The sequence below is a fragment of the Hafnia alvei genome, from assembly GCF_900095695.1.
In the GTDB taxonomy this organism is placed as follows: domain Bacteria; phylum Pseudomonadota; class Gammaproteobacteria; order Enterobacterales; family Enterobacteriaceae; genus Hafnia; species Hafnia alvei_B.
Genome location: NZ_FMIQ01000064.1, coordinates 68,556 through 87,987 on the forward strand (window position 1 = coordinate 68,556; position 19,432 = coordinate 87,987).

General features: G+C 49.7%; 20 protein-coding genes and 1 pseudogene. 18 read left to right on the forward strand and 3 right to left on the reverse strand.

Translation table 11 applies throughout. The features are described 5' to 3' along the window. Positions 1-18 precede the first annotated feature (18 nt). From flgH to BN1044_RS17895, 6 genes and pseudogenes are all read left to right on the forward strand, one after another. Positions 19-684 carry a flagellar basal body L-ring protein FlgH gene (flgH, locus tag BN1044_RS17870; protein ID WP_025799651.1) on the forward strand — a complete coding sequence of 222 codons (666 nt, stop codon included), beginning with the start codon at positions 19-21 and terminating at the stop codon, positions 682-684. A 17-nt stretch (positions 685-701) separates the two neighbouring features. Then, entirely contained in the window at positions 702-1,796 is a 1,095-nt protein-coding gene (locus BN1044_RS17875) for a flagellar basal body P-ring protein FlgI (RefSeq protein ID WP_072309812.1), read from the forward strand. 11 nt (positions 1,797-1,807) lie between these two features. Continuing rightward, positions 1,808-2,089: pseudogene (locus tag BN1044_RS17880) on the forward strand (rod-binding protein); the annotation flags it as partial. Between the two features lie 137 nt (positions 2,090-2,226). After that, a complete protein-coding gene (flgK, locus tag BN1044_RS17885) occupies positions 2,227-3,597 on the forward strand; it encodes a flagellar hook-associated protein FlgK (RefSeq protein WP_072309814.1) in 1,371 nt (456 codons plus the stop codon). A gap of 18 nt (positions 3,598-3,615) precedes the next feature. Beyond that, complete coding sequence (flgL, locus tag BN1044_RS17890; RefSeq protein ID WP_072309815.1) at positions 3,616-4,533, forward strand: flagellar hook-associated protein FlgL; 918 nt, start codon at positions 3,616-3,618, stop codon at positions 4,531-4,533. A 5-nt stretch (positions 4,534-4,538) separates the two neighbouring features. Continuing rightward, on the forward strand, positions 4,539-5,567 hold the full coding sequence (locus tag BN1044_RS17895) for a hypothetical protein (RefSeq protein WP_072309816.1): 1,029 nt from the start codon (positions 4,539-4,541) through the stop codon (positions 5,565-5,567). A gap of 125 nt (positions 5,568-5,692) precedes the next feature. On the opposite strand, the gene BN1044_RS17900 is transcribed toward BN1044_RS17895, so the two are convergent. Both BN1044_RS17900 and BN1044_RS17905 read right to left on the reverse strand, forming a co-directional pair. After that, positions 5,693-6,160 carry a hypothetical protein gene (locus tag BN1044_RS17900; protein ID WP_081329615.1) on the reverse strand — a complete coding sequence of 156 codons (468 nt, stop codon included), beginning with the start codon at positions 6,158-6,160 and terminating at the stop codon, positions 5,693-5,695. Next, positions 6,132-7,097 carry a winged helix-turn-helix domain-containing protein gene (locus BN1044_RS17905; protein WP_072309817.1) on the reverse strand — a complete coding sequence of 322 codons (966 nt, stop codon included), beginning with the start codon at positions 7,095-7,097 and terminating at the stop codon, positions 6,132-6,134. The genes BN1044_RS17900 and BN1044_RS17905 overlap by 29 nt, the downstream gene beginning before the upstream one ends. A gap of 810 nt (positions 7,098-7,907) precedes the next feature. On the opposite strand from BN1044_RS17905, the gene BN1044_RS17910 reads away from it, so the two are divergent. From BN1044_RS17910 to metF, 11 genes are all read left to right on the forward strand, one after another. Then, the gene (locus BN1044_RS17910) at positions 7,908-8,798 is read left to right on the forward strand and encodes a flagellin N-terminal helical domain-containing protein (RefSeq protein ID WP_072309818.1); all 891 of its coding nucleotides are present in this window, start codon (positions 7,908-7,910) and stop codon (positions 8,796-8,798) included. Between the two features lie 209 nt (positions 8,799-9,007). Beyond that, positions 9,008-9,898: a flagellin N-terminal helical domain-containing protein gene (locus BN1044_RS17915; RefSeq protein WP_072309819.1), complete on the forward strand. Its 891-nt coding sequence runs from the start codon at positions 9,008-9,010 to the stop codon at positions 9,896-9,898. Positions 9,899-10,113: 215 nt separating this feature from the next. Further along, complete coding sequence (gene fliD, locus BN1044_RS17920; protein WP_072309820.1) at positions 10,114-11,436, forward strand: flagellar filament capping protein FliD; 1,323 nt, start codon at positions 10,114-10,116, stop codon at positions 11,434-11,436. Between the two features lie 14 nt (positions 11,437-11,450). Beyond that, complete coding sequence (fliS, locus tag BN1044_RS17925) at positions 11,451-11,846, forward strand: flagellar export chaperone FliS (RefSeq protein WP_072309821.1); 396 nt, start codon at positions 11,451-11,453, stop codon at positions 11,844-11,846. Next, a complete protein-coding gene (locus tag BN1044_RS17930; RefSeq protein WP_072309822.1) occupies positions 11,839-12,144 on the forward strand; it encodes a hypothetical protein in 306 nt (101 codons plus the stop codon). Before fliS ends, BN1044_RS17930 begins: the two co-directional genes overlap by 8 nt. Continuing rightward, positions 12,144-13,262 carry a flagellar hook-length control protein FliK gene (locus tag BN1044_RS23440; protein WP_168780218.1) on the forward strand — a complete coding sequence of 373 codons (1,119 nt, stop codon included), beginning with the start codon at positions 12,144-12,146 and terminating at the stop codon, positions 13,260-13,262. Before BN1044_RS17930 ends, BN1044_RS23440 begins: the two co-directional genes overlap by 1 nt. 19 nt (positions 13,263-13,281) lie before the next feature. Then, entirely contained in the window at positions 13,282-13,752 is a 471-nt protein-coding gene (locus BN1044_RS17940; RefSeq protein ID WP_072309823.1) for a flagellar basal body-associated FliL family protein, read from the forward strand. Between the two features lie 30 nt (positions 13,753-13,782). Continuing rightward, positions 13,783-14,469, forward strand: a complete 687-nt coding sequence (locus BN1044_RS17945; protein ID WP_072309824.1) for a FliA/WhiG family RNA polymerase sigma factor — start codon at positions 13,783-13,785, stop codon at positions 14,467-14,469. 13 nt (positions 14,470-14,482) lie between these two features. Further along, on the forward strand, positions 14,483-15,346 hold the full coding sequence (gene motA, locus BN1044_RS17950; RefSeq protein ID WP_072309825.1) for a flagellar motor stator protein MotA: 864 nt from the start codon (positions 14,483-14,485) through the stop codon (positions 15,344-15,346). After that, positions 15,346-16,305, forward strand: a complete 960-nt coding sequence (gene lafU, locus BN1044_RS17955) for a putative lateral flagellar export/assembly protein LafU (RefSeq protein ID WP_072309826.1) — start codon at positions 15,346-15,348, stop codon at positions 16,303-16,305. Before motA ends, lafU begins: the two co-directional genes overlap by 1 nt. Positions 16,306-16,573: 268 nt before the next feature. After that, positions 16,574-17,482, forward strand: a complete 909-nt coding sequence (metF, locus tag BN1044_RS17960; protein WP_072309827.1) for a methylenetetrahydrofolate reductase — start codon at positions 16,574-16,576, stop codon at positions 17,480-17,482. Positions 17,483-17,661: 179 nt separating this feature from the next. On the opposite strand, the gene metJ is transcribed toward metF, so the two are convergent. Continuing rightward, positions 17,662-17,982, reverse strand: coding sequence for a met regulon transcriptional regulator MetJ (gene metJ, locus BN1044_RS17965; protein ID WP_025799616.1), 321 nt, complete (start codon positions 17,980-17,982; stop codon positions 17,662-17,664). Between the two features lie 277 nt (positions 17,983-18,259). Here metJ and metB point away from each other — a divergent pair, with 277 nt between their 5' ends. After that, positions 18,260-19,423: a cystathionine gamma-synthase gene (gene metB, locus BN1044_RS17970; RefSeq protein ID WP_139130972.1), complete on the forward strand. Its 1,164-nt coding sequence runs from the start codon at positions 18,260-18,262 to the stop codon at positions 19,421-19,423. Positions 19,424-19,432: the final 9 nt, after the last annotated feature.

Here is a 19,432-nt window from a genome sequence, read left to right on the forward strand (position 1 = left end):
AGTAAAGCGAAGAACGTTATGAAAAAGCAGATGTTGATGTGTGTCCTGTTGATGGCGCTAGCGGGCTGTGAAAGCCCTGCGCTGCTGGTACACAAGGATGATGCGGCCTATGCGCCGCCAGAGGAAATACTGCAGCAGCCGGTTGCAGTGCAGGGTGGCGGGCTATACAACGCCGGTTACAACTGGTCTCTGACCCAAGATCGCCGTGCATACCGCGTGGGCGATATTCTGACGGTACGACTTGATGAGTCTACGCAGTCCAGCAAACAGGCGCGCACCAACTTCGGCAAGAAGAATGATGCGTCTATCGCCGCACCGGAAGCCTTTGGCCACGCAGTGGATAAGCTGAGTGGTTCTATCGGTGCCGATCGCTCCTTTAACGGCAATGCCTCTTCCGCCCAGCAAAATATGCTGCGCGGTTCTATTACCGTGGCAGTACATAAAATCTTGGCTAACGGGGTTTTAGTGGTACGCGGCGAGAAGTGGCTGACCTTAAATCAGGGCGATGAGTATATGCGCGTCACCGGATTGGTTCGAACCGATGATATCGAGCGCGATAACACCATTTCGTCGCAGCGTATTGCGAACGCTCGTATCTCGTATGCAGGTCGTGGTGCGTTAAGTGATTCCAACTCAGCCGGCTGGTTGACGCGGATCTTTAACCATCCGCTGTTCCCTATTTAATTCAGGAGATGTTCAACATGTGCAGATTCCTTACGCTGGTTGTCGCCCTCCTGTGGAGTTCAATGTCATTGGCGCAGCCGCTAGGCTCGCTGGTGGATGTGCAAGGCGTTCGTGGTAACCAACTGATTGGTTACAGTTTGGTGGTGGGTTTGGACGGCACCGGCGACAAAAATCAGGTGAAGTTCACCAGCCAATCGGTCACCAATATGCTGCGTCAGTTTGGCGTACAGCTACCGGCTAAGATTGACCCTAAGGTGAAAAACGTGGCGGCGGTGGCAATTAGCGCCACGCTGCCTCCGATGTATGCGCGCGGGCAGTCCGTTGATATCACCGTTTCCTCTATCGGTGACGCCAAAAGCTTACGCGGTGGTACGTTGCTGCTGACCCAGCTGCGCGGTGCCGACGGTGAAGTTTATGCATTGGCTCAGGGCAACGTGGTGGTCGGCGGTTTTAAAGCCGAAGGCGATAGCGGTTCCAGCATCACCATGAACACGCCAACCGTTGGGCGGGTGCCAAACGGGGCCTCGATTGAACGTGAAATTCCTAGTGATTTTCAGGTAAGCAATTTGGTTACGCTGAATTTGAAACGCCCGAGTTTTAAAACGGCGAACAACGTTGCCGTGGCGCTGAATCAGGCCTTTGGTGCAAATACCGCAACGGCGCAAAGCGCGACCAACGTGGTGGTGAGAGCGCCGCAGGACGCAGGCGCTCGCGTGGCCTTTATGTCGATGCTGGAAGACGTGCAGATTAACGCCGGTAAACAGCCGCCTCGCGTGGTGTTTAACGCACGAACCGGCACGGTAGTGATTGGAGATGGCGTTGTGGTGCGGGCGGCCGCGGTATCTCACGGCAATTTAACCGTCAGCATTCGCGAAAGTCGCAATGTGAGCCAACCTAATGCCTTCAGCAACGGTGAGACGGTCACTACGCCACAAAGCGATATTGATGTGAGCCGAGGCCAAGGCCAGATGGTGACCGTTGCCGCAGGCACCAGCCTGCGTAGCATCGTGAACACCATCAATAGCTTAGGAGCCGCGCCGGATGACACCATGGCGATCTTACAGGCATTACACGAAGCAGGCGCGTTAGACGCTGAACTCGTGGTTATTTAAGGAAAAAAACCATGATTGATGCCATTAATCGCCAAAGTACCGTGCTGCCGGGAGATTTCACCGGCACGCTGAAAGCACAGAATTTAGATCAGGCCGCCGAGCAGTTTGAAGCAATGTTCCTGCGTTCGATGATGCAGCAGATGCGTAAAGCTTCGGATGCGTTAGCGGCAGATGATGATCCGTTCAACAGTAAGCAGCAGCGCATGATGCGTGATTTTTATGATGACAAACTGGCCTCGCAGCTGGCTTCACAGCGCAGCAGTGGAATTGCCACCATGCTGATTAACCAGCTCGATCCTCAGGTTAAGGGAATGGAACGCGCGCTTAAGATTGAGAGCGAAAATGTCGCTTCTGATCCTGTAGAAGCGCAAGAGCCCGTAGAGCTTGAAACGCCCGTTATCCCAGTACTTAGCCGCGGACAGGAATCATTATGAGTTTAATCAGTAACGCTTACAGCGGCCTTCAAGCCGCCAAGTTAGGTATGAATACCGTTGGTATGAACGTTCAGAATGCCTTAACGCCGGGCTATAGCCGCCAAGGTATTTTGCAAAGCGCCGTAGGGCCGATGGGCTCAGTGGGACTGTCGGCGGGTAACGGCGTTCAGGTTGACAGTATTCGCCGTATCTCGGATCAGTATTTGACCAGTCAGGTATGGGGCACCAACAGTAAAGCTAACTATTATGATTCCGGGCAAAAGTACATTGGTGCGTTGGAGTCGGTGATTGGCACGGATACCACCAGTTTGGGCAACGGTATCGATAAGCTTTTTGCCTCGCTTAATGAGCTCACCACGCAGCCTGATTCCCCCGCGCTGCGCCAGCAATTGATCAACGAAGCGCAGTCGATGGCGACGCGTTTTAATAACATTAATAATTTTATTACTAGCCAGAAAACGTCAATCAATAGCCAGCGCAATGCCACGGTAGACAGCGTGAATACGCTGAGCTCGAACATCGCAGGCTACAACCAGAAAATTGCTGAGCTTGAAGCCACCGGCGGTAACACCAACGTGCTGCGCGATCAGCGTGATGAGCTGGTGAAACAGATGAGCAGCATGGTTGACGTGAAAGTCAGCGAGGATGCTAAAGGGAATTACACGGTCGCCTTGCCAAATGGTCAGCCATTGGTCAATGGACGGAGTTCGGGGCAGCTTGCCACGACCACTCAACCCGATGGCAGCCAGCTACTGACCCTGAAATATGCCGGTTCTGAATACACGATTAATCCGGCAACCGGCGGTCAGCTTGGCGCGCTGAATGATTATGAGCAGGGTACGCTCAAAGAAATGCAGGAGTCAGTTCAGGGCATGGCGGAATCTATCGCGACCATGTTCAACGATCAGCTCGGACAAGGTTTCGACCTTAAGGGGCAACCGGGTAAGCCGCTGTTTAATTTCGATTTGAGTAATCCCGCGGGCATGTTGACTATCACCGACATCAAACCCGATGAGCTGGCGCTTTCAGGTAAAGATGATGAAACGGGTAACGGCGATAACCTGAATTTACTGATTGAACTGAAAAACAAGAAAGTGGATATCGGCGGTATGGGCAATATGAGCATCAATGAAGGTGCTGCCGCGATTATTAGCTCTATCGGTATCGCCAGTCGTGAGAACCAGACCGAAGCCGAAGCAGCCATATCTGTCTATGTAGAAGCGCAGAATCAGCGTGATAACCTCAGCGCAGTCGATCAGGACGAAGAAGCGATTAATCTTCAGGTTTACATGAATGCCTACCAGTCAAACATGAAGGTGATTGCTGCGGGTAACCAGATCTTCTCCGATTTACTGAATCTGCTCTGATAAAAATAAGGAATTAACATGCGAGTCAGCGGCCTCTACAACGCCAATATGATGACCTATCAGATGGGAAAAAACGGCACCCAGATGAATAAACTGATGCAGCAGATGTCGACATTGCAGCGCGTCAACGTTCCGTCTGACGATCCCATCGCCAGTTCGCGTATGGTGCAGCTTAACCGCGAGCAGTCAGCGATCACTCAGTATCAGAGCAATATTTCGCGTTTGTCCGGCAACCTATCGATGCAGGAATCGCACGTGACGGCGCTGAGTAATCAGCTGATGTCACTCAATGACAAACTGTTGGCGGCGTCTAACGATACCCATAGCAGCGAAGACATGTCCGGCTTTGGCAAAGAGATTGGCTCTATGCTCGACTCTCTGGTGGCTACTCTGAACTCGAAAAACGAGGACGGTCGCTATCTGTTTTCTGGCACCAAAACCGATCAGAAACCGGTAGTGTGGAACGAAACCACTCAGAGCTATGAATACAATGGTAACGACGGCACGCGTGAAACGGCGGTGGCTAACGGCGTGAGCATCACTGAAAATACCAACCTGAGCGGGGCTTTTTCGAGTAGCGGCAACGATCTGGACTTGTTGAATCAGCTGAAGTCGCTCAGCGATAAAATGCAGGATCCTAATATTCCCGCTTCTGACTATGCGGATGAGCTCAATACGCTGATGGGCGCCGTGAAAGATTCTTCAGACGACGTGGCTGCTATTTTTACCGATCTGGGTGGTCGTCAAAATCGTTTAACGATGCTGGATGATGCACACACCGATGTGAAAACGGCCAATGATATGGTTGCCAAAGATTTGTCTGGTTTAGATATGGCCACGGCGTCGGTCAATTTTCAGCTGTATTACAACTCGATGCAGGTTTCGAATAAAACCTACAGCATGATTAGTCAGCTCTCACTTTTTAGCATGATGTAATTGATATGCAAGTTGGTCTTAGCACTTCCTCGTTACAAACCTCAACCACTTCCCCGCTGACGCGGGGAGGTATTGATGCCCCACAGTCGGTTCGCAATCGTGGCATTACAGATACGACGTCAGCCTCACCGGCCAGCTTTCCTGAATCACCGCTAATCTCAGCGCGCCCGCTGCGCTATAACGTTCAGTTGAACCAGCAATTAACGGCGGTTCAGCAGGCAGACAGTTTTCTATCGCAAACGGAAAGCCAGCTCTTGCAGCTACGCCATTCAGCAACTCATAGCCAAACTCGGCCAGATACCATTCGTCAGCAGGCTAAAGGGTTGCAAAGTTTGCTGGATAATCGCGCGCAGCTTTCCGGCAACACCGTTGATCGACATTTCAACGTGAAGCTGGAAGGCAAAACTCAGGTGAATTTTGCGCTGCCAGACGGAGAGAAACTGTTGCAGGGCGGAGATGCAGAGACGTTGGTTTTCTCTCTCGGTGGCAACAAACGAGAAATGGCTGCGGTATCGCTTACGCAAAATAGCTCTGAGCGTCAGGCCATAATGCGTTTGAATCAAGGACTGGGGCGTTTTGGGGTGCATGCCCGCCAAGATAGCACGGGAGATGTCACATTCAGCGTCGATGAGTCGCGTTGGGAGCGCGTGAGCACGCATTTAAGCGTGCGCGGTGAGGGAAAGCGTTTTAACTCAACGTTTTCTTCACTAACTCCAAAGCCAGAGCCCGCGATTGGCGACGTGCTCAAACAAATTGCGGCGCAGCCAGAGCGCTTGCGTGAGCGGGGAACAGAAGTATTAACTGCGCTGGAGCAAATTACCCATCAGCGTGGGAAATTACGTTTCCAGCAAGAGCGTGTTCGTACGCGTATTGAGGGAATGGCCACGCCGTATGAGCCGCAGCAGGCGCTGGCGGTATCTCAGGCATTAGGCGAACATCTGCAAAACAGCAGCAGCCAGTTTTCTAGCCTCAATCAGGCACTAAGTGCGCAGGCCAACGTACGCTTGGGTACAGTGAAGAATTTGTTGGGATAATGCCCCGATGACCCCACCCTAACCCTCCCCTTGGCAGGGGAGGGAACCGTTCGGTGATGTTGGGAGGGGGTTTTAGCCCTAGCCTTTTTCTTGGCTGGGAGGGGGGGTTATGAAGGGAGATTAAATCACTGCCCCAAAGGATATAAAAATATCATCCCGGTTTGCCCAATCACCAACGGCTGGCCATCAAGCTTCAGCGGTATCATCCACACTTCATTATTCTGCAAGAAATCAATCAGCCCATCGATCATCAGACGTCGCTGAGGCTTACTGTAATAAATCTGCGAGTAGAGGTAGTACACTTTGCCTAGCTCGCGATGAGTTTCAGTAAATTTCCCTTTCACCACAAAGCGGGTGTCGTTTGGGTTAGTGATGGTGTTGAGAATGGTGCCATTCACTGAGGTTAAATGGGAATCATAGAGCTCTTTCTGCTGAGACATCAGATCGTAAAACCCCATTTGTACCGTACCCTGTCTAGGTTTAAGGCTTGGCGTTGCGACTGATAATGCGGTGTATCCTAATATTCCTATTAACAAAATAAGCAGGCTTAGCATCCATATCAGCTTATTGGCTCTGACAGGCTGGGATTTCATTTATTTTTCTCACTGTTTCACGAAAAATCAGGTTGTTAAGCTGACGTGTATCGGTTCGCCAATGGTAGATCGTCATCGCGAGCTGCTGGTTGGCGCAGGTGGTTTCCACTGAAAACGTGTAGTTCAGCACTTGGTCAGAAACCTTGTAGTAAACATCCATATAGGTGTTTTTGGTCTTCAAATGCTGATTGAGTTGGTAGAGCGTGCCTTTCAGCTTGGTATAAAGTGAATCTTTGGATGTCGCTGTGTCGCCGTCTTGCACGATCTGATACAACCGGATGTTGCTGTAGACGTTGTTTTCCTGCTGAGCGGCAGCCAGCGTTATATTATTAAGCGACAGGTATTTATAGCCCATCGCGGCGCTGACCAGCACGGCGACCAAAATGAGAACCATATAGGCTAACCATGAATGCTTTCTGGCTGGCTGAAGCTCGTCTGGCTGGGGCGTTTCCTGAGAATACCCGGAGTCAGGATTGATAGCCGGAGAAACAGGTTCTACGCTAAGGGCATTAGGCGATGCCTCTTCATCATTATAAATGCTTGAATCTGTGGAAATACCTTCATGAGGTATATCAGTAATATTCTCATTCTCATTTAATGCATCTGTTTCAATACAGCGGCAATAAGATGATTCCAGCAAATAACCTTTTTTAGGTATGGTTTTGATTATTTTTTGTTGTTTTCCATCATCTTCTAGAGCAACGCGTAAAGCATGAACCGCATTAGGAAGGCTATTATTTCCTATAACGCGCCTTTCCCAAACCATATTGGTTAGCTCTTCGCGTGAGAGGATTTCTCCTGCATGTTGAGTCAGGATATCTAATAGCTTTAATTGGTATTCACCTAGTCTTTTTCTTTCTCCGGTATTTAAATGCAATATTGAACCGGATGAAATTTCCAGGAGCCAATCATTAACAGAACAGTAGCGTTTATTCATTTAATTACAGAGGTATTAAACCATTAATGTGTAAAATAATTGTATTTTAGAGAGATCAAATGAGCTTCTCTTAACGCAAATTGGGTTAAAAAGTCCGTTTATAATTCGTCAATGAATTGCCGCTCGCTGCGGTGGGGGACTGAAGAACATCGTGTTCTTATGCCCGAAAGCGTTCCAAACAGCGTCTTTTTTAAGGGAAGGTGTCTGGTCAATATCGATCTCATTTAGGAAGATTCTCTTCCGAGAACACTGTTTTACGCGAACAAATACCAACACGCAAGGCCTGTTGCTCTATTTCTACGCTGGAGTTATGACCAAATATGTCTATAGGTAAATGCATAGTACCTTTAAGATACCTTTGTATTCCATTTGTGAAATACGTGATCTTTTTGTATGTGCTTAGCGTGATTAATTGTGGGTTAATTTAACTAATAATATTGTCCGCCGAAATTATAAATAAAGTGAAAATGATGTAAAAATAACAAGATTTTTCGCTTAAGAATTTTCTGATTTGTGTCGCTATTAATAATATTTTAATTTATTAATCCCTGCTTTGTAGTGTGGGTATATAGATGTGGGTTTTAATATAAAGGGCGCATTTATTTATTATTGATGACGATTTTGTCGAAATGATGTGATTGAGGACGTCTGTTTAAATATGATTATCTATATAAGAAAGAAGTTGCTAGTTAATTACTGAAGTGACGATTTTTTTATTTTCTATTTAACTCTCATCGCCAACGTGTCGTTCTCTCTTAGTACAAGAATTGCGGAATCTAAATAGGTGGATTCCCTGAAGGAGACGACACAATGGCTTTATCTATCTTTACCAATGCCTCTTCCATGGCTTCTACGAACGCGCTGAATAAATCTAACAGCCTGTTGTCCACGTCGATGGAACGTCTGGGTACCGGCAAGCGTATCAACTCTGCGGCAGATGACGCAGCAGGCATGCAGATCGCTTCTCGTTTACAGGGCCAGACTAACGGCATGACCGTCGCAAAACGTAACATCGCCGATGCAACCTCTATGCTGCAGACCGCTGAAGGTGCATTCGACGAAGTGAGCAACATCATGTACCGCATGAAAGATCTGGCTACGCAGGCTGCGAACGACACTAACTCAACTGAAGACCGTGCATCCCTGCAGTCAGAGTTCGATCAGCTGAACTCCGAGCTGGGCAACATCATGGGTAACACCAGCTTCGGCGGTACTAAACTGCTGAGTGGCGGAACTGGTTTGGCGAGCACCAGTGGCCTGAACTTCCAGATCGGTTCTAGCAATGCAGAAACGCTGAACGTAAATGTCTCTAGCCAGCTGTCTGGCTTAACCAAAACTATCGGTACAGCAGCAACGACTAACCCAAGCGGTGGTGCAGTTCCAGGCACTGGTCTGGGTGCGTTGACTCTGGATTCTGCGGCTAATGCTTCTGGCGCAATTTCAAGCCTTGAAGGCGCACTGAAAGACGTGGGTTCCCTGCGTTCAACGTTGGGTGCGAACATCAACCGTTTGGGTCACACCTCTGCGAACTTGGCGAACATGCAGGACAATACCGAGCTGGCGCTGGGTAATATCCGTGATGCCGATTTCGCATCAGAAGCATCGACTATGACGCGTCAGCAGATGTTGGCTCAGACCAGCATGTCTATGCTGAAGCAGTCAAACAGCATGTCAGGCATGGTGATGTCTCTGCTGGGCTAATATCCCGCATTACTCTCGTGAAGACACCGCCTAAGGGCGGTGTTTTTGTATCTATCAGGTAACCATTATTAGCCGATGAATATTAGCCAATAAAAATTTTGTTTAATTTTTTTATCATCTGATTTAATTCTCAGAGTCTGTGTGTCGTTTTCTATAAGTACGAGAGATGCGGAATCTAAATAGGTGGATTCCCTGAAGGAGACGACACAATGGCTTTATCTATCTTTACCAATGCCTCTTCCATGGCTTCTACGAACGCGCTGAATAAATCTAACAGCCTGCTGTCTACGTCGATGGAACGACTGGGTACCGGCAAGCGTATCAACTCTGCGGCAGATGACGCAGCAGGCATGCAGATCGCTTCTCGTCTGCAGGGCCAGACTAACGGCATGACCGTTGCAAAACGTAACATCGCCGATGCAACCTCTATGCTGCAGACCGCTGAAGGTGCATTCGATGAAGTGAGCAACATCATGTACCGCATGAAAGACCTAGCAACGCAGGCAGCGAACGATACTAACTCAAGTGAAGACCGTGCATCCCTGCAGTCTGAATTCGATCAGCTGAACTCTGAGTTGGGCAACATCATGAGCAACACCAGCTACGGCGGTACCAAACTGCTGAGCGGCACAACTGGACTGGCGAGCACCAGTGGCTTGAACTTCCAGATCGGTTCTAGCAATGCAGAAACGCTGAACGTGAATGTCTCTAGCCAGTTGTCCGGTTTAACCAAAACTATCGGTACAGCAGCAACGACTAACCCAAGCGGTGCTCCAGTTGCTGGCACTGGTCTGGGAGCGTTGAAACTGGATTCTGCAACTAGCGCTTCAGGTGCTATTGCTGATTTGGAAGGCGCGCTGAAAGACGTGGGTTCCCTGCGTTCATCTCTGGGTGCGAACATCAACCGTTTGGGTCACACCTCTGCGAACTTGGCAAACATGCAGGACAACACCGAGCTGGCGCTGGGTAACATCCGTGACGCTGATTTCGCATCAGAAGCATCGACCATGACGCGTCAGCAGATGTTGGCTCAGACCAGCATGTCTATGCTGAAGCAGTCAAACAGCATGTCAGGCATGGTGATGTCTCTGCTGGGCTAATCAGCGATGACGTCATAATGCAAAAAACACCGCTCTTGGGCGGTGTTTTTATTTCTGCCGGAATATTTCCGCTTTCCGTCAATATCAGGAAAAACACCTTCCGGTAGTCTCCCATCTCATTGATTTAACTTAACTAAAAAGTTGGCACGTACTTTGCTTTACCTGTGGATATATAGGTAATCATTTCTACTCGCCAGCGTGTCCGGAGGATCAGCATGTCAGATTTCACGAGTATTGACCCACAGACCATGGCAACGCAGTTGGCTAGCTACGATGTTATGGCATTGCAGGCTGCACTGAAGAAACAGCAAACGTCGTTAACGGGCCAACAAGATGCGTTGAAAGCGCTGAAAAGTGCCATGACGGATTTCCGCACCGCGCTAACGGCGCTGAATAAATCCAATAATGGCTTGTTGACCAACAAGGTCACGACCAGTTTAGACAACATTGCGAATGTCACCGCGAACTCCAACGCCATGAAAGGCACATACAACCTTTACGTTGAGCAGTTGGCTGGTTCGCATCAGGTGGCGTTCGACGATATGACCGACGATGCCGTTAACAACGCGACGGGCACTTTCACGCTTGAGGTTAATGGTAAGTCTATTGATATCGAGATGGATGGTCTGGAAACCATGTCCGATCTGGCTCGAGCGATCAATAAAACCAACGATGGCTCGGAGAAAAGCCCGGCGATTACCGCATCGCTGATCCGTACCGACGGTGAAGTTAAGTTAATGCTCAGCAGTGATAAAACTGGCGCAGAAAACGAACTCAAGCTGAGTGGAAACATCCCGGCTGAAATGGATACGGGTAAGACCACCACTATTTCTAAAGCGCAGGATGCGGTTGTCTATCTGGGTGGCAAAGACAGCGGACTAAAGATTACTAACAGCACCAATAAGCTGGACGGCGTTATTGACGGTGTGACCGTTGAACTGAATCAGGCACAGAAAGATGGCGATGCGCCGCTGCGTATTAACGTTAACACCGACACCAGTGAAACCGAATCGCAGGTGAAGGCGTTCATTGATGCCTACAACACAATGCGTGATTCGCTCGGCAAATTAACCGCTAGCGGTAGCGGTGGAAAAGATCGCGGAGCCTTTGCGGGTGACGCAGGAATTGCGTCGTTAGAGCGTGAACTGAACAACATGGTTCGTACCAATATTGATGGTCTGGACATGACTAAGTTTGGGATCACCGCCGATAAAGACGGCAAGTTAGAGCTCGATAGCGAAAAGCTCGAGAAAATGCTGACAGATAATCCAACGCAGCTGACCGCGCTGTTTAACGGCGATGACGGCCTTATCAAGAAGATGGATAAGTCGCTGGATAAATACCTGAATAACACCAACGGCGTGATCAAAGGCCGTCAAGAATCATTGGATCGTCAGGAAACGCAGCTGACCGACCGCAGCGACAAAATTAATACCCGTTATGAGAACTCTTATAACCGCTATCTGAAGCAGTTTACCCAGCTGCAGCAGGTGATGTCTCAGATGAATAATACGATGAGTATGTTTGGCTTAGTTTAAGGAACGCAGGTTTTATGTACGGAACTCAACAGGAAGGATACGGCCTCTATCAGGATTCAGATCTGGCGATTCAGGCCGCCGCTGCGACCCCTCATCAGCTGGTTCTTATGCTGTTTGGCGGTCTCATGGATGAACTGGTTCGCGCCAAGAGCCACATTGTTGCTAAACGCTATGAACGTAAAGTTCAAAGCATTAATAAATGCATCGATATTCTCAATGCGCTGACCAGCGCGCTGGATTACGAAAAGGGCGGCGACTTGGCTTTGAGCTTGGCAAACCTGTATGACTACTGCGTTTACCGTTTGTACGACGCCAGCCATAAGCTGTCCGTTGAATACATTGATGAAGTGGAAGCCATCCTCAACAACCTGCGTGAAGGTTGGGAAGAGATGGGTAAACAGAATGGATGATATTCAGCTGATTCAGTTCCTTGCCAACGCGTTGAAGAGTGCCACTCAGCAGCGTGATTGGGTACAGGTGCGGAATGTTGATAAGCAGATCGCTTCATTACTGAGTTCACTCAGTGGGCAGCCGTTGAGTGAACAAAAGCGGCAAGCCTTGATGATGTTGAAGGATACCCATCGTCGCGTGAATGAGATCTGCCGTCAGCAAAGCGCTGAGCTTGAGCACAAGATGGCTTTGCACCGCAATAACCGTGAAGGGGCAGTTGCTTACGCTATTTTTGGCGGCGACGAGGACAGCGAATAATGAGCATGATGGATCTGATTTCTAGCTCAACGCCTACCGCTATGGGGGCATCTTCTACCGTGTCTATCAGTGACTCGACTGGCGCTGCGTCGACGATCGGTGCGGTCGGCGGAATGCCAAATAGTAGTGCATCACCGGAAAACGCCGCGCAGTTCAGTCATGAGCTGCTCAGCATGGTGGGCTCTTTGCTGGCTCAGTCTGGGGTTGCGGGTTTGCGTCCTGCGGCGGGCGGCACGAGTGCGGATACCGCGCTGCCTTCTGATGAGAGTGATGCGGATGTTGACGATCTGGCCAGTTTGCCGCAGGAGGATCAACAGCAGATGTTGAACCTGCTGCTAAACACCTATCAACCACCGACTCAACCGGTGGCTATGCCGCTGGGTGAGCAGCAGCCTTCGGCGGAATTGTTGATGCTAAATCGCCAGATCGCGCCTCAACCAGTGATGCCAAGTGCTTCGCAGCCCGTCAATGCGTCGGTGTTGAACGCCGCGCTAAACACCGCGCCGTCTGATATTGCCATTTCATCGGCGATGACCAAGACCCACGAAGCGTTTAGTCCTGTGATGCAGCAGCATTCCTCTGTGCCCGGCGATCTCCTGAATGCATCGTTAGCGACGTCTGCGCCTTCCAGCGTGGGTAATACCGTGGCTTCGACGGTGCAGAATTTCAATGCGACTACTGCGCCGCTGAAGCTGGAGTCCAGCGAAGAGCGTTGGCCGCAGCAGTTACAAAATTCACTCGGTGAGCGTTTACAGGTTCAGGTGAAAAATCAGGTTCAGCATGCCACGATCCGACTCGATCCGCCGGATATGGGCAAGATCGATATCTCGATTCAATTTGAGTCAGGACGTTTGCAGGTGCATATCAATGCGAGCCAAGGTGAGGTTTATCGCGCCCTGCAGCAGGTCAGTAATGAACTGCGCCAAAGCCTGACCGACCAGAACTTTGTTCAGGTGAACGTTCAGGTTTCCTCGCAAAACTCACAGCAACAATCAGGGCATGGGCATCAAGGCGACGCTCAACAGCCTTTCATTCTCTCGGGTATGCCGCTGGACAGTGAAACCACTGAACCATCAAAGAAAACCCGCGAGGATGAATCTGTCCTCATGACAATTTGAACTACTGAATAAGACATATATGACCGTAAAAACATTTTCATTAGGTTTGGTAATCGCATTAGTCGCCGCCGTGCTGGCGGCGGTTTTAGCCGTAATGGGGAATCATATTTTGGCTCAGCCAGAAAACGGCGTGGGCGACAAGATTTCTAAGATGTTCTCCGCTGATGGCGAAGCCACCATTGAGTTTGTCGAAATTAAGAACGTTGTTATCACCTTGAAAAGTGATAACAAAAAAGAACGCTATCTGCTTTTGGAATTGGCGCTTGCGACTTCTGATAGCAAAGAAACTGCGCGTACTGAGGCGATGATTCCTGCGATCCGCGGGGCGACCGTTAGCCTGTTATCCGACATGGAATATTCACATATTCGTGGCATGAACGTGGTTGAGCTGCGTGAACAGCTGATGGCGGCGTATGTGAAGAAGTTTAAAGCACTAAATACGGGCGTGCCGTTTCACGATGTCATCATTAGCAAGATGGTCTTTCAATAGAAAGCGATAGAAGCACGAGCAATGGAAATAATGGATTTTATGACCAATGAAGCGCTGACTCCGGCGCAAGAAACGCAGTATCTCACCGCGTATCTGCCGTTGGTAAAACGTGTGGTAAGACAGCTGTCTTACCAAACCAGCAGCGTTCTCGACCGCGAGGACATGGAACAGATCGCCCTAATGGGGTTGCTCTCGTCCTTGCGTCGTTACGGACATCCCGATGAGCAGTTCGGTGCTTATGCTATTCATCGAATTCGCGGTGCCGTGTTGGACGAACTGCGCCAGTTAGACTGGCGCCCACGCCGCTTACGACAGAAGACCCACAAGCTTAATGACGCCATCCGTGAGCTGGCGCGAGAGCTAGGCAAAGAACCTAGCTATGAAGAAATTGCGGGCCGGCTAGAGATCACGCCGCAGGAGTATCAGGAATATCTGTTGCTCGACTGCGCTAAATCGCTGGAAAGCCTTGATGATTTACTCTCTAACGACGGTGTGGGTTCCGCGCTCAATAGCCGTCCGTTGGAGGACGAGATGATGGTCAGCAATACCTTGCGTGTTGCTTTGGCCAGCCTCGATAAACGCGAGCAGCTGATCTTGAGCCTCTATTATCAGCATGAAATGAGTCTGAAAGAGATAGCACTGGTGCTGGATCTTACCGAAGCCAGAGTCTGTCAGCTCAATAAGAAAATTACAGAAAAAATTAAAAGCTTTTTCTAGAAGTGGAACCACTATGCAGAAATTATTAGGTCTGATTATTATTTTCGTCTGTGTTCTCGGCGGCTTCATTATGTCGGGTGGGCGTTTGGCTTCTTTTTGGCAACCAGGCGAAATCGTTATTATTCTTGGCGCGGGTTTAGGGGCCATGGTTTTGGCCAACCCAAAACACGTGCTGATCGAAATGTGGCGCCAGTTCCGTGGTGTATTACGCAAAAACGAATACACCGATGAATACCAGCGCCAGCTGTTAATGCTGCTGTATGAGCTGTTAGAACTGGTGCAGGACGGTGGTTTGAAAGTCCTCGATGAGCACATTGAAGTTCCAGAAAGCAGTGCGCTGTTCCAAAAATATCCGCTGATTTTACGCGATAAAGACCTAGTGACGTTTATTTCGGATAACTTCCGTTTGATGGCAATGGGTAAGATCAACGAACACGAGCTGGAAGGTATTCTTGAGCAAGAACTGGGCGCGATGGAAGAGGAGCTTCTGCTGCCTTCACGTTCTTTGCAGCGTACCGCAGAAGCGATGCCGGGTTTTGGTATTTGTGCGGCAGTTCTTGGGATCATCATCACTATGCAGTCTATTGATGGTTCGATTGCGGTTATCGGTATTAAGGTTGCAGCTGCGCTGATTGGTACGTTCTTGGGCGTATTTATCTGTTATTGCCTGATGGATCCGGTGGCAAACGCCATGGAGCAGCGCGCCAAAACGCAGATGGCGGTGCTGGAATGTGTGCGTACCGTGCTGGTTAACCATGTTGCGGGTAAACCCACGTTGCTGGCCGTAGATGCGGGCCGCAAGATGTTGCCAATGGATTCCAAACCTACCTTCGCTACGCTGGATTCTTGGGTGAACCAGATGGTGGGGGATAACTGATGCGCTCCCCAAAAGGTAAAGGTCACACCACGATAATCAAGCGCTCCTCGCGTAAATCGCACGATGCGATTCACGGTGGCGCGTGGAAGGTCGCCTTTGCTGACTTTACGCTCGCGATGATGGCGCTGTTTATGGTGCTGTGGATTATGGGCTCGGTGACTGAAGAAGAGCGTAAAGAAATTGTCTCTACCCTCAATAGCGAATCCATCTTTGATGGCATGTCGATAAACCCCATCACGCAAAAGAGCTCAGGTAGGGGAAGTAACCCTATTCTTGAAGGCAAGCGTAGCGGTGATGAAAACGAAGACGGTAGCGGCTCCGGTTCAGATAACGGTGGCATAAAGAGCGAACAGCCAAAGCAGTCCGTTGCCGATATCGTTAATAAAACGGAATCGCTAGAAGAGGTTAATAAACGCTCTCAGCAAGAAATGGAAGAGCTGGCGCGCATCATCTTGCAGGTCACTTCGGCGTATAACGCACAGACCAATATGAAGATGGAGATTGTGCCGCAGGGGCTGCGTATTTTGGTTCAAGACGACCAAAAGCGTGAGATGTTCCAGCGTAGTAGCGCCATTTTGACGCCGTTCTTTAATCGTCTGCTAAGAGATTTGGCACCGGTGTTTAATAAGCTGGACAACAAAATCATTATTACGGGCCATACCGATTCTTCACGCTACCGCGATCAGGAGTTGTACAACAACTGGAACCTGTCGGGCGATCGTGCGATGGCTGCACGCAAGGCGCTGGCACGCGGCGGTTTGGAGATGGATAAAGTATTGCAGGTGAACGCTATGGCTGACCAAATGCTGTTGGATAACGATCAGCCACTGAGTGCAACCAACCGCCGTATCGAGATTATGGTGCTAACTCACACGGCATCGGACTCTCTGTACCAGTTCTTTGGCAATCACGGCGATAAAGTTGTGAAGCCGATTGCGGATAAGATCAGTAAGCGGTAGTTCGTTGCCGACCCCACCCTAACCCTCCCCTTAGCAGGGGCGGGAACCGTTCAGTGATGTTGGGAGGGGTCACTTCACGAAATACCAGACATGAATTTATTTCACCTCCCCTTGAACATTCATCATGCGAGAAATTCATTTAACTGTTGACTCAGTGACCAACTTACGGCAATTTCATGTTTAGACGTCTAAACGTATAGACGCTTATTAAAAACGATAATAAAAAGTGCGGTTACGCACGAACAGGTCAACAAGAGGAAGATGGGGTATGAGTTTCTTTCACGCAAATCAGCGCGAGGCGTTGAACCAAAGTCTGGCAGAACTGCACGGACAAATTAATGTGTCATTTGAGTTCTTCCCGCCACGCACCAGCGAAATGGAAGATACTCTGTGGCAGTCCATCGACCGCTTGAGCAGCCTAAAACCGAAATTTGTTTCTGTGACCTACGGCGCTAATTCTGGTGAACGTGATCGTACCCACAGCATTATCAAAGGTATTAAAGACCGTACCGGTCTAGAAGCCGCGCCGCATTTGACCTGCGTTGATGCCACTCGTGATGAGTTACGCACCATCGCACAGGATTATTGGAATAACGGTATCCGCCATATTGTGGCTCTGCGTGGCGATTTGCCAGCGGGCGGCGGTAAACCCGATATGTATGCCTGTGATCTGGTCTCGTTACTGAAAGAGGTCGGCGATTTTGATATTTCCGTTGCCGCCTATCCTGAGGTTCATCCCGAAGCCAAAAGCCCACAGGCCGATCTCATTAATTTAAAACGTAAAATTGATGCCGGTGCGAGCCGCGCGATTACTCAGTTTTTCTTCGACGTTGAAAGCTACCTGCGTTTCCGTGACCGTTGTGTTGCTACGGGTATCGACGTGGAAATTGTGCCGGGTATTTTGCCGGTATCGAACTTTAAGCAGCTACAGCGCTTTGCGACCATGACCAATGTGCGCGTGCCGCACTGGATGACCAGCATGTTTGAAGGGCTGGATGACGATGCTGAAACGCGCAAAATGGTGGGCGCGAATATCGCGATGGACATGGTGAAAATTCTCAGTCGTGAAGGCGTGAAAGACTTCCATTTCTACACGCTAAACCGCGCAGAAATGAGTTATGCCATCTGCCATACGCTCGGTGTGCGGCCTGAGGTTCATTCACCGATTATTGCGTGATTTGCCAAGACCCCCTCTCAACCTCCCCCTTGGCAGGGGAGGAGCCGATCGAGGATCTTACAAACATAGCCAAACGGTTCCCTCCTCTATGAAAGGGAGGGTTAGGGTGTGGTCAGTCTCTTAGCCAAAAAAAAACCACGCATTTCAGCGTGGTTTTCTATTTTGCAGAACTGCAAACATTAATATTCCCAAGTGTCTGGGTCGATACCCATCTCTCTCATCAATATTTTTGCCGCTTCTGGGATTTCATCGCTACGCTCTTTACGCAGGTCTGCATCGTTAGGCAGCGGTTGGCCAGTAAACGCATGCAGAAACGCTTCACACAGCAACTCACTGTTGGTTGCGTGACGTAGGTTGTTGACCTGACGGCGCGTGCGCTCGTCGGTTAAGATTTTCAGCACTTTCAGCGGGATAGATACAGTGATTTTTTTCACCTGCTCGCTTTTTTTGCCGTGCTCAGCATAAGGGCTGATGTATTCGCCATTCCATTCAGCAGCCATGGGGGGATACCTTAATTAGACTTAGTTATTTTGAGAAACGGCTAATTATGTCCGATCCTCACGATTTATGCTCACGAAGTGTCTGATTTATCGGTTTATGCCACCGTTTTGTGATTTCAGTACACCTCAAACTGACATAATTTTAGCGGTTATTTCCTCAAGGCTCAATCTATACGCAAAGAAGTTTAGATGTCTAGAAGTATTGACGTCTATATTCGAAGCGATTAATCTTTATTCCACTTTCACCCGACACATCATCCAGCGCGGAGAGAACAACGTGACATATAAGCAGGCAACACTTGCAGTGCGCAGTGGTTTAAATGATGACGAGCAGTATGGTTGCGTCGTTCCGCCCATCCATCTTTCCAGCACTTACAACTTCACCGACTTCAATGAACCACGGGCGCATGACTACTCTCGCCGTGGGAATCCTACGCGTGATGTGGTGCAGCGCGCGCTGGCTGAGTTAGAAGGCGGCGCTGGGGCTGTGATGACCAGCACGGGTATGTCGGCGATTCATTTGGTGTGCACGGTTTTCCTCAAACCAGGCGATCTGCTGGTAGCGCCGCACGACTGCTACGGCGGCAGCTATCGTCTGTTCGATAGTTTGGCCAAGCGCGGCGCGTATAACGTGCTGTTTGTCGATCAGGGTGATGCGCAGGCTCTCGCGGCCGCGTTAGAACAAAAACCTAAGCTGGTGCTGATCGAAACCCCAAGTAATCCGTTGCTACGCGTGGTCGATATTGCTGCTATTTGCACAGCGGCTAAGGCCGTGGGCGCGTTAACGGTGGTTGATAACACCTTCTTAAGCCCGGCGCTGCAACAGCCCTTAAAATTAGGCGCTGATTTGGTTCTGCATTCCTGTACCAAATACTTAAATGGTCACTCCGACGTGGTAGCGGGAACCGTTATTGCCAAAGATCCTGAGCATGTTACCGAGCTAGCATGGTGGGCGAATAATATTGGCGTAACCGGCAGCGCTTTCGACAGCTATCTCCTGCTGCGTGGCCTGAGAACCCTTAGCCCTCGCATTCAGCTACAGCAGCAAAACGCGCTGAAAATTGTGGAGTTTCTCAAGCATCAGCCGTTGGTGAAAAAGCTTTATCATCCTTCGTTGCCAGAAAACCAAGGACATGAAATTGCCTGCCGTCAGCAGTCTGGCTTTGGCGCGATGCTGAGCTTTGAACTGGATGGCGATGAAGCCTTGCTGCGACGATTCCTAAAATCGCTGCAACTGTTTACACTGGCAGAATCTTTAGGCGGCGTGGAGAGTTTAATTTCCCACGCAGGCACGATGACTCACGCGGGGATGGCTCCAGAGGCGCGTAAGGCCGCAGGTATTTCAGAAAGCCTGATGCGTATTTCTGTAGGTATCGAAGACGGTGACGATTTAATTTCCGATCTGGAGCAGGCGTTCCAGAAAGCTAACAGCCAACGCTAATATGCTGTT

What these genes read in the sequence shown, in the direction of transcription:
- flgH (WP_025799651.1), top strand. Translation starts at nt 19, where the DNA reads ATGAAAAAGCAGATGTTGATGTGTGTCCTGTTGATGGCGCTAGCGGGC.
- BN1044_RS17875 (WP_072309812.1), top strand. Translation starts at nt 702, where the DNA reads ATGTGCAGATTCCTTACGCTGGTTGTCGCCCTCCTGTGGAGTTCAATG.
- flgK (WP_072309814.1), top strand. Translation starts at nt 2,227, where the DNA reads ATGAGTTTAATCAGTAACGCTTACAGCGGCCTTCAAGCCGCCAAGTTA.
- flgL (WP_072309815.1), top strand. Translation starts at nt 3,616, where the DNA reads ATGCGAGTCAGCGGCCTCTACAACGCCAATATGATGACCTATCAGATG.
- BN1044_RS17895 (WP_072309816.1), top strand. Translation starts at nt 4,539, where the DNA reads ATGCAAGTTGGTCTTAGCACTTCCTCGTTACAAACCTCAACCACTTCC.
- BN1044_RS17900 (WP_081329615.1), bottom strand. Translation starts at nt 6,160, where the DNA reads ATGAAATCCCAGCCTGTCAGAGCCAATAAGCTGATATGGATGCTAAGC.
- BN1044_RS17905 (WP_072309817.1), bottom strand. Translation starts at nt 7,097, where the DNA reads ATGAATAAACGCTACTGTTCTGTTAATGATTGGCTCCTGGAAATTTCA.
- BN1044_RS17910 (WP_072309818.1), top strand. Translation starts at nt 7,908, where the DNA reads ATGGCTTTATCTATCTTTACCAATGCCTCTTCCATGGCTTCTACGAAC.
- BN1044_RS17915 (WP_072309819.1), top strand. Translation starts at nt 9,008, where the DNA reads ATGGCTTTATCTATCTTTACCAATGCCTCTTCCATGGCTTCTACGAAC.
- fliD (WP_072309820.1), top strand. Translation starts at nt 10,114, where the DNA reads ATGTCAGATTTCACGAGTATTGACCCACAGACCATGGCAACGCAGTTG.
- fliS (WP_072309821.1), top strand. Translation starts at nt 11,451, where the DNA reads ATGTACGGAACTCAACAGGAAGGATACGGCCTCTATCAGGATTCAGAT.
- BN1044_RS17930 (WP_072309822.1), top strand. Translation starts at nt 11,839, where the DNA reads ATGGATGATATTCAGCTGATTCAGTTCCTTGCCAACGCGTTGAAGAGT.
- BN1044_RS23440 (WP_168780218.1), top strand. Translation starts at nt 12,144, where the DNA reads ATGAGCATGATGGATCTGATTTCTAGCTCAACGCCTACCGCTATGGGG.
- BN1044_RS17940 (WP_072309823.1), top strand. Translation starts at nt 13,282, where the DNA reads ATGACCGTAAAAACATTTTCATTAGGTTTGGTAATCGCATTAGTCGCC.
- BN1044_RS17945 (WP_072309824.1), top strand. Translation starts at nt 13,783, where the DNA reads ATGGATTTTATGACCAATGAAGCGCTGACTCCGGCGCAAGAAACGCAG.
- motA (WP_072309825.1), top strand. Translation starts at nt 14,483, where the DNA reads ATGCAGAAATTATTAGGTCTGATTATTATTTTCGTCTGTGTTCTCGGC.
- lafU (WP_072309826.1), top strand. Translation starts at nt 15,346, where the DNA reads ATGCGCTCCCCAAAAGGTAAAGGTCACACCACGATAATCAAGCGCTCC.
- metF (WP_072309827.1), top strand. Translation starts at nt 16,574, where the DNA reads ATGAGTTTCTTTCACGCAAATCAGCGCGAGGCGTTGAACCAAAGTCTG.
- metJ (WP_025799616.1), bottom strand. Translation starts at nt 17,982, where the DNA reads ATGGCTGCTGAATGGAATGGCGAATACATCAGCCCTTATGCTGAGCAC.